Source organism: Streptomyces sp. NBC_00669, from assembly GCF_036226785.1.
Classification (GTDB): domain Bacteria; phylum Actinomycetota; class Actinomycetes; order Streptomycetales; family Streptomycetaceae; genus Actinacidiphila.
Map to the genome: position 1 here is coordinate 3,666,669 of NZ_CP109018.1, position 12,009 is coordinate 3,678,677.

Consider the following 12,009-nt stretch of genomic DNA (forward strand, 5'->3'; position numbering starts at 1 on the left):
GACAAGGCCACCCGGCGATCACGACAGCCTTGGAGACACAAGGGGACGCAACCCATGGGCCTACCGCTGGTCATCGGCCCGGTGGACCGGCGTAAGGGCCTCTCACGTGAGATAGAGCAAGCCAATACGCATAACGACATCGCAGAATACCCGTGTGGTCCCTGCCGGGTCAAAACGATCCCCTGCGGGGGCCGGGGGCGACCCTCCAGGGTGCGTGGTGCTGTCGGTCGAGGGACCACCTGCCGCTGGTGGGCTGCGCGGCGCTGTGGGGCAGGCCGGGAGCAGCCGCACCTACCCAGGGGCGCGGGGAACCGCGCGACCAGCCACCCACCGACAGGTGGTCCCTCGACCGACAGAACGCACCACCCCCGGGGGGTCAGCGCGGCCGGTCCACGCGGCGCTCGTCCCAGACCGGCTCCGCCGTCTCGCGGACCAGGCCGTCGGAGCCGAAGACGAGGTAGCGGTCGAAGGCGCGGGCGAACCAGCGGTCGTGGGTGACCGCGAGGACCGTGCCGTCGTACGCCTCCAGGCCGTCCTGGAGGGCCTCCGCGCTCTCCAGGTCCAGGTTGTCCGTCGGCTCGTCCAGCAGCAGCGCGGTGGTGCCCTGGAGCTCCATCAGGAGGATCTGGAAGCGGGCCTGCTGGCCGCCGGACAGCTTGTCGAAGGGCTGGTCGCCCTGCCGCTCGAGTTCGTACCGCCGCAGCACGGACATCGCGCGGCCGCGGTCGCGGGCGTGCTCGGCCCACAGGATGTCCACCAGGGTGCGGCCGGTCAGCTCGGGATGGGCGTGGGTCTGCGCGAAGTGCCCGGGCACCACCCGGGCGCCCAGCTTGTGCACCCCGGTGTGCGCGACGGACGTGTCCCCGGCCAGCAGCCGCAGGAAGTGCGACTTGCCCGAGCCGTTGGAGCCCAGCACCGCGACCCGCTCGCCGTAGAACACCTCCAGGTCGAACGGCCGCATCAGGCCGGTCAGTTCGAGCTGCTCGCAGGTGATCGCGCGCACCCCGGTCCGGCCGCCCTGGAGCCGCATCCGGATGTCCTGCTCGCGCGGCGGCTCCTGCGGCGCGCCGGCCTCCTCGAACCGCCGCAGCCGGGTCTGCGCCGCGTGGTACCGGGAGGCCATGTCGGGGCTGATGGCCGCCTGCTGCCGCAGCCGCAGCACCATCGCCTTGATCTTGGCGTGCTCCTCGTCCCAGCGGCGGCGCAGCTCCTCGAACCGGGCGAACCGCTCCTTGCGGGCCTCGTGGAAGGTGTCGAACCCGCCGCCGTGCACCCACGCGGTGGACCCGGCCGGGCCCGTCTCCACGCTGACGATCTTCTCCGCGGTACGCGACAGCAGCTCGCGGTCGTGGCTGACGAACAGCACGGTCTTACGGGTCTGCGCGATCTGCTCCTCCAGCCAGCGCTTGCCCGGCACGTCCAGGTAGTTGTCCGGCTCGTCCAGCAGCAGCACCTCGTCGGGGCCGCGCAGCAGCGCCTCCAGCACCAGCCGCTTCTGCTCGCCGCCGGAGAGCGTCTTCACCTCGCGCCACTGCGCCCGGTCGTACGGCACCCCGAGCGCCGCCATGGTGCACATGTCCCACAGCGTCTCCGCTTCGTACCCGCGCGCCTCCGCCCACTCGCTCAGCGCCGTGGCGTACGCCATCTGCGCGGGTTCGTCGTCCTGCGCCATGATCGCCAGCTCGGCGGCGTCGACGGCCTTCGCGGCGGCCTGGATACGGGGGTGCGCGACGGACACCAGCAGGTCGCGGACGGTGCGGTCGTCGCGGACGCTGCCCACGAACTGCCGCATCACGCCGAGGCCGCCGCTGACGGTGACGGTGCCGCCGTGCGGCTTCAGCTCGCCGGAGATCAGCCGCAGCAGTGTCGTCTTGCCCGCGCCGTTGGGGCCCACCAGGGCCACCGCGGCGCCGTCGCCGACCCGGAACGAGACGTCGCCGAGCAGCGCCCGGCCGTCCGGGAGGTAGTACTCGATGTGCGCGGCTTCCACATGACCCATGGCCCGGATTCTCCCTGCCTCCACGGACCTGCCCCAAGTCCTTTTCCGGGGCCTCGGCGGCAATATGATGCGCCACATGAGTGAAGGGCCGGGGCAGCAGCCCCCGCAGGAACCCCGTAACCAAGCCTCCGACGGCCCCCGCGAGGTCCTGGAGGGACGTGTCATCCCCTCCCGCACATCCGACCCCCGGCGCGGCTTCGCAGGCCCGCCGCAGCACGCGCGGCCCCGGGAGGAGGCGGAGCAGGACCCCCAGGGCCCTGCCGCCACGGCACCCGGGGGCGCCACCCCCGACGGCCCCTACAGCTTCCGGCCGGGCGGCCCCGATGGCCCCGGAGGCCCTGGCCGGCCCGGTGGTGGGGCAGCCGCGGGGCAGCAGCCCCCGCACACCCCCACGCAGGCCGCCCCGGCGCCGCCCGGCCCGGCCCAGAACCCCGGCCCGGCGCAATACCCCGGCCCGGCGCAGAACCCCGGCCCCGCCCAGAGCGGCCCTCAGAGCCGGCCGGGCCAGCCGGCCGGCGGGTACGGCTTCCCGCAACAGCAGCCACCCCCCGCCCAGGGCAACCCCGGCACACCTCCCGGCGGCCAGGGCGGATACGGCTTCCCCCAGCAGCAGCCCCCCGGAACCGCGGGCAACCCCGCCGCACCCCCTGCCTCCCAGGGCGGATACGGCTTCCCCCGCCCGCAAGGCACCGGTGGGCCGGGCGCTCCGGGTGGTCCCGGCGCGGGCGGCGGCACCGGGCCGGGGGCGCCCTCGACCGGCCCGGCACCCGCGAGGGGGCCCGGCCCGGCCTCGGAGCCGGGGACGCCGGACTGGGGCGCCCTGGCCGAGGAGCAGGCCAGCGGGGCGGCCCGGCGGCGCCGGGTCATGATGCTGGTCGGCGGGATCGTCGCGGTGGCGGTGATAGCCGGAGGTGTGGCCACCGCCGTGGTCATGTCCGGCAAGAGCTCGGGCCACGCCATCGCCGACCCGAGCGCGTCGGGGAGCGGCACGGCCAGCCAGAAGCCGCTGCCGCCCGAGCCGTCGTTCTCCTCGGTGGCCCCGCCGCCGCCCGCGAACCCGCTGGACTTCCTCTCCACGGCGGCGAAGGACAAGGCGCCCATCACCCCGGCGTCGCTCTTCCCGGGCAAGCAGTTCGTGCTCGGCGGCCGCACCTACGTCAAGACCAACAGCGCCAGCACCACCAGCTGCTCCTCGGCGGCCGGCGGCCAGCTGTCCGGCGTGCTCGCCTCCAACGGCTGCACCAAGCTGCTGCGCGCCACGTACACCAACGGCCAGATCGCCGTCACCGTCGGCGTCGCGGTCTTCGCGGACGAGGCGCGCGCCACCAAGGTGCACAACGTCGCGCAGTACGTCGCCCCGCTCAACGGCGGCGGCATCTCCGACTTCTGCCACGCCGTGGCCTGCCAGATGACCTCGAACTCGGTCGGCCGGTACGCCTACTTCGCGATCGCCGGCTTCAAGAACGGCAAGACCCTCACCACGGGCAACACCACGGGCACCCAGGCCGCCAACGACGCCTCGGACTTCGCCTTCCAGCGGATCGTCCAGCGCGGCCGCGACGCGGCGCAGGCCCAGGCGAACAAGCAGTAAGGACGCGGGTAAGGACCCACCTCCAGGAGGCGGGTCCTTACACCCCAGCTCCTCACACCGCGGGCCCTGGCACCCCGGGTCCTTCCAGGCAGCCGGGCAGCGTCCGCATGTTGCGGGCCTCCCGGCTGCGCGCGGCCAGCAGCTCGTCCGCCGGGTAGCCGACCTCCTCCAGCGTCAGTCCGTGCGGCCGCACCACGTTGACCGCCGAGTGCCGCTCCCGTCCGGCCAGCACCTCCGCCGGGAAGCCGACCGGCCGGTGCCCGTCGCCGACCAGGATCATCGCGCCGACCAGCGCCCGCACCATGTTGTGGCAGAAGGCGTCGGCCCGTACGGTCGCCACCGCCAGGCCGTCCGCGGTCCGCTCCCACGACAGGTCGAGCAGGGTGCGGATGGTGGTCGCGCCCTCCCGCTTCTTGCAGTACGCGGCGAAGTCGTGCTCGCCGAGCATCAGCTTCGCGGCGTCGTTCATCAGGTCCACGTCCACCGGGCGGTCGTGCCACAGCACATGGCCGCGCAGCAGCGGGTCCACCCCGCCCGGGTGGTCCCCGATCCGGTACGCGTAGCGGCGCCACACCGCCGAGAACCGCGCGTCGAACCCGGACGGCGCCCGCGCCACCCCCCACACCCGCACATCCCACGGCAGTCGCCCGGCTAGCCGGCGCCGCAGCTTCCCGCTCTCCCGCTCCCACACCTCCGCCGGCAGGTCCACGTGCGCCACCTGCCCGCGCGCGTGCACCCCCGCGTCCGTGCGGCCCGCCACCGTCAGCTCGACCGGGTCCGGCAGCCGCAGCACCGTGCCGATCGCCGACTCCAGCTCCCCCTGCACCGTCCGCCGGCTGCGCTGCTTCGCCCACCCGGAGAAGTCCGCCCCGTCGTACCCGAGATCCAACCTGACCCGTACGAATCCGGCCGCCGGCCCCTCGCTCACCCGTCGCTCCTCGCGCCTCGTGCCCCGGGTCCGGTGCCCCGTCCGGTGCCTGTGCCACCTGCTTCGGCCCGCGCCCACGCCACGGCGCGCACCGCCCTCACCCTCGCCATACGGCGGCGGGCCCGCACCCCGGAGGGTGCGGGCCCGCTCGTCGGTCCTCGGAGATCCGGGGAACCGTCAGGACGCTCAGGCGTCCTTGGACTCCTCGTCCGCGGCCGCGTCGGCCTCGGGCGCGGCGTCCTCGACCGGCGCGTCCTTCTTGACGTCGGCCAGGGCCTCGTCACCGGCGCGGTCCTTGGCGGAGCGCTTGGTGGCGGCCTCGGCCTCGCCCACCGCGTTCTGCTGCACGGTGAGGGCTTCCACCAGCTCGATGACCGCCATCGGGGCGTTGTCGCCGCGACGGGGGCCGATCTTGGTGATGCGGGTGTAGCCACCCGGGCGGTTCTCGTACCGCGGCGCGATCTCGGTGAAGAGGGTGTGCACGATCCCCTTGTCGGTGATCTGCTGCAGCACCTGGCGACGGTTGTGGATGTCGCCCTTCTTCGCCTTCGTGATCAGCCGCTCCGCGACCGGGCGCAGCCGGCGCGCCTTGGCCTCGGTGGTGGTGATCCGGCCGTGCTCGAAGAGCGACTTCGCGAGGTTCGCGAGCAGCAGCTTCTCGTGCGCGGCACTCCCGCCCAGACGGGCGCCCTTAGCGGGCTGGGGCATGGTCCTTCTCCTTCTACGCTGCACCGGCCGTGTCAGGTACCGATGTCAGTGCGAGCCGGCGGCCGCCGGCTCGTCAGTACCCGAGGCTCGCGCCTCGGGGCTCCCCGAAGGGGCGCGGGGTCCTCCCCCTGGGCCTGGCGGCCCGGGAGGTATCCCCACGCGCCCCTTCGGGGCACGTCACACGTCAACCGTCGGAGACGGTCAGTACTGCTCGGTCTCCACGAAGCCCGCGTCCACGTCGTCGTCGGCGCCGAAGGCATCGGCGGCGGCGGTCGGGTCGAATCCGGGCGGGCTGTCCTTGAGGGCCAGGCCCATACCGGCCAGCTTCGCCTTGACCTCGTCGATCGACTTGGCACCGAAGTTGCGGATGTCGAGCAGGTCCGCCTCGGAGCGGGCCACCAGCTCTCCCACCGAGTGGATGCCCTCGCGCTTGAGGCAGTTGTAGGAGCGGACGGTGAGTTCCAGCTCCTCGATCGGCAGCGCCAGGTCCGCGGCCAGGGCGGCGTCCGTCGGGGACGGACCCATGTCGATGCCCTCGGCGTCGACGTTCAGCTCGCGGGCCAGGCCGAACAGCTCGACCAGGGTCTTGCCGGCCGACGCCATGGCGTCACGCGGCCGCATGGCCTGCTTGGTCTCGACGTCGACGATCAGCTTGTCGAAGTCGGTGCGCTGCTCGACACGGGTCGCCTCGACCTTGTAGGTGACCTTGAGCACCGGGCTGTAGATGGAGTCGACCGGGATACGGCCGATCTCCTGGCCCTGCTGCTTGTTCTGCACCGCGGAGACGTAGCCGCGACCGCGCTCGACGGTCAGCTCCATCTCCAGCTTGCCCTTGGCGTTGAGCGTGGCCAGCACCAGGTCGGGGTTGTGCACCTCGACACCGGCCGGCGGCGCGATGTCGGCGGCGGTGACCACACCCGGGCCCTGCTTGCGCAGGTACATCACGACCGGCTCGTCGTGCTCCGAGGAGACGACGAGCTGCTTGATGTTGAGGATGAGGTCGGTGACGTCCTCCTTGACGCCCGGCACGGTGGTGAACTCGTGCAGGACCCCGTCGATCCGGATCGAGGTGACAGCCGCACCCGGGATCGAGGAGAGGAGCGTACGACGCAGGGAGTTGCCGAGGGTGTAGCCGAATCCCGGCTCCAGCGGCTCGATCACGAACCGGGAGCGGAACTCGTCGACGACTTCTTCGGTCAACGAGGGACGCTGAGCGATCAGCATGTGTTCGGTCCTTCAGTCGTGGGCGCCCGCTATTTGACGCCCCCTGTACTACGAGGGTACGGGTGGCGCGGCGAAACCGTCGTGAAACGGCCGCCGCACCACCCCCCACCTGCGAACTTCTACTCGACTACTACTTCGAGTAGAGCTCGACGATGAGCTGCTCCTGCACCTGGGTGTCGATCACCTGGCGCTCGGGCATGCTGTGCACCAGAATCCGCAGCTTGCCGGCGTTCGACTCGAGCCACGCGGGCACGGTCTTGTCGCCGGCCTCGCCCTGCGCCACCGCGAACGGGGTCAGGTTACGAGAGCGCTCGCGGACCTCGACGATGTCGTTCACGGCCACGCGCGCCGACGGGATGTCGGTCTTGCGGCCGTTGATGGTGATGTGTCCGTGCCGGACCAGCTGACGGGCGTGGTCACGGGACTTGGCGAAGCCGGCCCGGTACACCACGTTGTCGAGGCGGGTCTCGAGGATGCGCAGAAGGTTCTCACCGGTCTTGCCGGTCTTCTGGTTCGCTTCCTTGTAGTAGTTCACGAACTGCTTCTCGAGGACACCGTAGATACGCGCGCACTTCTGCTTCTCGCGAAGCTGGAGAAGGTACTCGCTGTCCTTGGTGCGCCCGCGTCCGTGCTCACCCGGGGGGTAAGGACGGATCTCGATCGGGCACTTCGCGCTCTCGCACTTAGCTCCCTTGAGGAAGAGCTTCTGCTTCTCCCGACGGCATCGCTTGCAGTCGGCCCCGGTGTAACGCGCCATTGTCTCAGTTCTCCTGTATCAGCTGGTCAGACGCGGCGGCGCTTCGGCGGGCGGCAGCCGTTGTGAGGGGTCGGGGTGACGTCCTGGATCGAACCCACCTCGAGGCCGGTGGCCTGGAGGGAGCGGATCGCGGTCTCGCGGCCGGAGCCGGGACCCTTGACGAAGACGTCCACCTTGCGCATGCCGTGCTCCTGCGCGCGGCGGGCAGCCGACTCGGCGGCCATCTGCGCGGCGAAGGGGGTGGACTTGCGCGAGCCCTTGAAGCCGACGTGACCGGCGGAGGCCCAGGAGATCACGTTCCCGGCAGGGTCGGTGATCGAGACGATGGTGTTGTTGAACGTGCTCTTGATGTGGGCGTGCCCGTGAGCGACGTTCTTCTTTTCCTTGCGGCGCACCTTCTTGGCTGCGCCCTGACGGCCCTTAGGAGGCATGTGTCAACTTCTCCCGGTGGAGGTGATCGGTCCTACAGCGAAGACCGCTGATGGGGTCTGGCTGTCGGACTACTTCTTGCCCGGCTTCTTCTTACCGGCGATGGCGCGACGCGGGCCCTTGCGGGTGCGGGCGTTGGTGTGAGTGCGCTGGCCGTGGACCGGCAGGCCCCGACGGTGGCGCAGACCCTGGTAGCAGCCGATCTCGACCTTGCGGCGGATGTCGGCCTGGACTTCACGGCGGAGGTCACCCTCGGTCGTGTAGTTCTCGTCGACCCACTTGCCGATCTTGACGAGGTCTTCCTCGGCAAGGTCGCGGACGCGGGTGTCGGGGTTCACACCGGTGTTCTTCAGGATCTCCTGGGCGCGCGAGCGCCCGATGCCGAAGACGTAGGTGAGGGCGATCTCCACGCGCTTCTCGCGCGGGAGGTCAACGCCTGAAAGGCGTGCCATGTGCTTGGCTCCTGGTGTTCTCGGAGGTCTTCCGCAGTTCCGGGTTCCCTTCCGCCGTACCAGGTACGGAACGGGTCCCCGGCCTCCACCGGGGGTGTCATCCCCGTACCGGACGGGGATGGGAACTGCGTATGTACGCGTGGTGCGTCGCGCGAAGTTCTGCTGGTGCAGGGGTGGTCGGCGGGCGTCAGCCCTGGCGCTGCTTGTGGCGCAGGTTGTCGCAGATGACCATGACCCGGCCGTGACGGCGGATCACCTTGCACTTGTCGCAGATCTTCTTGACGCTCGGCTTGACCTTCATGGGACTGAGGTTCTCCGGGTCGTGGTGAGATCTACAAGCGGGTTACTTGTATCGGTAGACGATCCGTCCGCGCGTCAGGTCGTAGGGAGACAGCTCCACGACGACCCGGTCATCCGGAAGGATTCGGATGTAGTGCATCCGCATCTTGCCGCTGATGTGCGCGAGGACCTTGTGACCGTTCTGCAGTTCCACCTTGAACATCGCATTCGGCAGAGACTCGATCACGGTGCCCTCGATCTCGATGGCGCCTTGCTTTTTGGCCATGTCCTGCTTTCGGGATCGGCTACCGGGGTCGGCTCCGGACATGCCGGAAGACACGCGGGGCCGACATATGAGTCTACGGCAAGCGCCGCTGAAACACGAATCGAGATGTATGCCCACCGAGCGTGATCGTTACGCGCGGAGGCCACCCCTCGCCGGCGAGCCGAAGGACGGGTTCAGCCGGCCGGAGTCGAGAAGGCGCTAACGAAGCGGGTCGGGGGCGGTGGTGATGCCGTACTCCGCCAGCTTGGCCTTGCCCCCGTCAGGGGCGGTGAGCACCAGCGGGCCCTGCTCGGTGAGCGCGATGGTGTGCTCCCAGTGCGCGGACCAGGAGCCGTCGTCGGACTTGACGGTCCACTCGTCCTCCAGCACGTGGGTGTGCGGTGTGCCGAGTGTCACCATCGGCTCGATCGCCAGGCACAGCCCGGGCACCAGCCGGATGCCGCGGCCGCGCTTCTTGGTGACGTAGTTGAGCACGTGCGGGTCCATGTGCATCTGGGTGCCGATGCCGTGGCCGCCGTACCCCTCCACGATGCCGTACTTGCCCGAGGACGGCCGCGGCTGGCGGCGGATGTACGACTCGACCGCCTGCGAGATGTCGTCCAGCCGGCTGCCCTTGCGGAAGGCGGCGATGCCGGCCCACATGGACTCCTCGGTGACCCGGCTCAACTCGGCCAGCTCCGGGGCGTGTCCGGTGCCCACCAGGCAGGTGAAGGCCGCGTCGCCGTGCCAGCCGTCGACGATGGCGCCCGCGTCGATCGCGAGGATGTCGCCGTCCTTGAGCACCGTCACGGCGTCCGGGATGCCGTGCACCACCACGTCGTTGACCGACGTGCAGATGTTGCCGGGGAAGCCGCCGTAGCCCAGGAAGTTGGGCTTGGCGCCGTGGTCGGCGATCACCTTCGCGGCGACCTCGTCCAGGTCCTTGGTGCTGGCGCCCGGTACGGCCGCCGCCCGGGTCGCCTCGTGGATCGCCGCGACGACCAGACCGGCCTCCCGCATCTTGGCGATCTGCTCCGGGGTCTTCAGCTCCACCATCGCGGCTGATGCCTTCCTTGCTGCCGTGAGTCGCTACTGCCGTAAGTCGTTGCTGCGGTAAGTCCTTGCCTCCACCAACCATACGGCCGTGGCGCCCGTCGGGGCACCACGGCCGTGGGAGGTACGCGTACCGGCCGGGCCGGTACCAGGTGGGCTACGCGCTCTGCTCGCTGTCCGCGTCCGCGCGCAGGGCCGCCATGGCCCGCCCGGTGACGTCGGCCACCGCGCCGAGCGCGGAGATCGTCACCACCAGGCCCTGCTTCTTGTAGTAGTCGATGATCGGCTCGGTCTCGCGGTGGTAGATCTCCAGCCGGTTGCGGACCTTGTCCGGGGCGTCGTCGTCACGCCGGTACAGCTCGCCGCCGCACTCGTCGCAGACACCCTCGGTCTTCGGCTGCTTGTACTCGACGTGGAAGACGTGCGCGCTGTCGTTGCGGCAGATCCGGCGGCCGGCGATCCGCTTGACCACCTCTTCCTCCGGGACCTCCAGGTCCAGCACGCCGTCGAGCGCGATGTCGTGCCGGGCCAGGTAGGCGTCCAGCGCCCGCGCCTGGTGCTCGTTGCGCGGGAAGCCGTCCAGCAGGAAGCCGCCGGCGGCGTCCGGGCGCTCCAGCCGGTCCTCGGCCATGCCGATGGTGACTTCGTCGGGCACCAGGTCGCCGGCGTCCATGTACGCCTTCGCCTGCTTGCCCAGGTCGGTGCCCTGGTTGATGTTGGCGCGGAACAGGTCGCCCGTGGAAATGTGCGGGATCGAGAGGTTCTTGGCGAGGAACGCGGCCTGCGTTCCCTTGCCTGCGCCGGGCGGCCCGACCAGGACGATACGCATCAGCGGAGGAACCCTTCGTAGTTACGCTGCTGGAGCTGGCTTTCGATCTGCTTCACGGTCTCCAGACCCACACCGACGATGATGAGGATGCTGGTGCCACCCAGAGGGAAGTTGCCGTTGCTCCCGTTGAAGATCGCGATCGCGACCGTCGGAACGAGGGCGATCAGGCCCAGGTACAGCGAACCGGGCCACGTGATGCGGTTGAGCACGTAACTCAGGTATTCAGCGGTGGGGCGACCGGCCCGGATACCCGGGATGAACCCACCATACTTCTTCATATTGTCGGCTACTTCTTCGGGGTTGAAGGAGATCGCGACGTAGAAGAAGGCGAAGAAGACGATCAGCAGGAAGTACGCGGCCATGTACGCCGGGTGATCACCCTTGGTGAAGTTGCGCTCGATCCACTGTGCCCAGCCGGCCGTCGACCCGGAGAACTGCACGATCAGCGCCGGGATGTAGAGCAGCGAGGAGGCGAAGATGACCGGGATCACACCGGCCTGGTTCACCTTGAGCGGGATGTACGTCGAGGTGCCGCCGTAGGACCGGCGGCCGATCATGCGTTTCGCGTACTGCACCGGGATACGGCGCTGGGCCTGTTCGACGAAGACCACCAGGCCGACCATGACCAGGCCGATCAGAATCACCGCGAGGAACTCGACCCAGCCGCCCGCGATGGTGCCGGAGACCTTGATGCCCCACAGCGAGCCGGGGAAGCCGGCCGCGATCGAGACGAACATCAGGATCGACATGCCGTTGCCGATACCGCGGTCGGTGATCAGCTCGCCCAGCCACATGATCATCACGGTGCCCGCGGTCATGCAGGTCACCATGGTGACGGTGGTGAAGATCGACTGGTTCGGGACGATGTCGTTGCCCTTGGAGCAGGTCGAGAAGAGGTTGCCGGAGCGGGCGGTCGCCACCAGACCGGTGCCCTGCAGGATCGCCAGCGCGACCGTCAGGTACCGGGTGTACTGCGTGATCTTGGTGGTGCCGGCCTGCCCCTCCTTCTTCAGGGCCTCCAGCCGCGGAATCACCACGGTCAGCAGTTGCAGGATGATGCTCGCCGTGATGTACGGCATGATCCCGAGCGCGAAGATGGTGAGCTGGAGCAGAGCTCCGCCGCTGAACATGTTGACCAGACCGAAGAGGCTGTTGTTGCCCTTCGTCTGCTTCACACAGTCATTGACGACGCCGAAGTCGATACCGGGCACCGGGACGTGCGCGCCCAGCCGGTACACCACGATGATGGCCAGCGTGAAGAGCAGCTTCTTGCGCAGGTCGGGCGTCCTGAACGCCCGGGCGAACGCGGTGAGCACGGTGCCTCCTGCACCCCCCGCGCCACGGCGGAAGGACGGTCTCTGGTGAGATTTCTGACGGATAGGGGCTCGGCCACCTTACCGGCGACGTGGCCCCGGTAGGAATGACCCATCGGCCAGGGAAAATTCACAGAAATGAACGACCGGGGACGCCCTGAGGTACTGGGCGTCCCCGGTCG

At 69.8% G+C, this 12,009-nt stretch carries 13 protein-coding genes; 1 reads left to right on the top strand and 12 read right to left on the bottom strand.

Annotated elements, in window-relative coordinates:
- Positions 1-376: 376 nt before the first annotated feature.
- Positions 377-1,999 (bottom strand): ABC-F family ATP-binding cassette domain-containing protein, encoded by a 1,623-nt coding sequence (locus OG896_RS14885; RefSeq protein WP_329365771.1) that lies wholly within the window; start codon positions 1,997-1,999, stop codon positions 377-379.
- A 76-nt stretch (positions 2,000-2,075) separates the two neighbouring features.
- Here OG896_RS14885 and OG896_RS14890 point away from each other — a divergent pair, with 76 nt between their 5' ends.
- Entirely contained in the window at positions 2,076-3,590 is a 1,515-nt protein-coding gene (locus tag OG896_RS14890; RefSeq protein WP_329365773.1) for a hypothetical protein, read from the top strand.
- Between the two features lie 52 nt (positions 3,591-3,642).
- On the opposite strand, the gene truA is transcribed toward OG896_RS14890, so the two are convergent.
- The 11 genes from truA to secY form a co-directional block, all read right to left on the bottom strand.
- Positions 3,643-4,518 (bottom strand): tRNA pseudouridine(38-40) synthase TruA, encoded by an 876-nt coding sequence (gene truA, locus OG896_RS14895; protein ID WP_329365775.1) that lies wholly within the window; start codon positions 4,516-4,518, stop codon positions 3,643-3,645.
- A 186-nt stretch (positions 4,519-4,704) separates the two neighbouring features.
- A complete protein-coding gene (rplQ, locus tag OG896_RS14900) occupies positions 4,705-5,226 on the bottom strand; it encodes a 50S ribosomal protein L17 (protein ID WP_329365777.1) in 522 nt (173 codons plus the stop codon).
- 201 nt (positions 5,227-5,427) lie between these two features.
- The gene (locus OG896_RS14905) at positions 5,428-6,450 is read right to left on the bottom strand and encodes a DNA-directed RNA polymerase subunit alpha (RefSeq protein WP_093786121.1); all 1,023 of its coding nucleotides are present in this window, start codon (positions 6,448-6,450) and stop codon (positions 5,428-5,430) included.
- Between the two features lie 130 nt (positions 6,451-6,580).
- Positions 6,581-7,207, bottom strand: coding sequence for a 30S ribosomal protein S4 (gene rpsD / locus OG896_RS14910; protein ID WP_328468123.1), 627 nt, complete (start codon positions 7,205-7,207; stop codon positions 6,581-6,583).
- A 26-nt stretch (positions 7,208-7,233) separates the two neighbouring features.
- Positions 7,234-7,638 carry a 30S ribosomal protein S11 gene (rpsK, locus tag OG896_RS14915; protein ID WP_006376016.1) on the bottom strand — a complete coding sequence of 135 codons (405 nt, stop codon included), beginning with the start codon at positions 7,636-7,638 and terminating at the stop codon, positions 7,234-7,236.
- A gap of 69 nt (positions 7,639-7,707) precedes the next feature.
- Positions 7,708-8,088 carry a 30S ribosomal protein S13 gene (rpsM, locus tag OG896_RS14920; protein ID WP_328468121.1) on the bottom strand — a complete coding sequence of 127 codons (381 nt, stop codon included), beginning with the start codon at positions 8,086-8,088 and terminating at the stop codon, positions 7,708-7,710.
- A 187-nt stretch (positions 8,089-8,275) separates the two neighbouring features.
- Positions 8,276-8,389: a 50S ribosomal protein L36 gene (rpmJ, locus tag OG896_RS14925; RefSeq protein ID WP_003956441.1), complete on the bottom strand. Its 114-nt coding sequence runs from the start codon at positions 8,387-8,389 to the stop codon at positions 8,276-8,278.
- 42 nt (positions 8,390-8,431) lie between these two features.
- A complete protein-coding gene (gene infA / locus OG896_RS14930) occupies positions 8,432-8,653 on the bottom strand; it encodes a translation initiation factor IF-1 (protein ID WP_003956442.1) in 222 nt (73 codons plus the stop codon).
- A gap of 198 nt (positions 8,654-8,851) precedes the next feature.
- Entirely contained in the window at positions 8,852-9,688 is an 837-nt protein-coding gene (gene map, locus OG896_RS14935; protein ID WP_329365783.1) for a type I methionyl aminopeptidase, read from the bottom strand.
- Positions 9,689-9,842: 154 nt separating this feature from the next.
- Positions 9,843-10,514, bottom strand: coding sequence for an adenylate kinase (locus OG896_RS14940; RefSeq protein ID WP_329365785.1), 672 nt, complete (start codon positions 10,512-10,514; stop codon positions 9,843-9,845).
- Entirely contained in the window at positions 10,514-11,830 is a 1,317-nt protein-coding gene (secY, locus tag OG896_RS14945; RefSeq protein WP_328468115.1) for a preprotein translocase subunit SecY, read from the bottom strand. The genes OG896_RS14940 and secY overlap by 1 nt, the downstream gene beginning before the upstream one ends.
- Positions 11,831-12,009 lie beyond the last annotated feature (179 nt).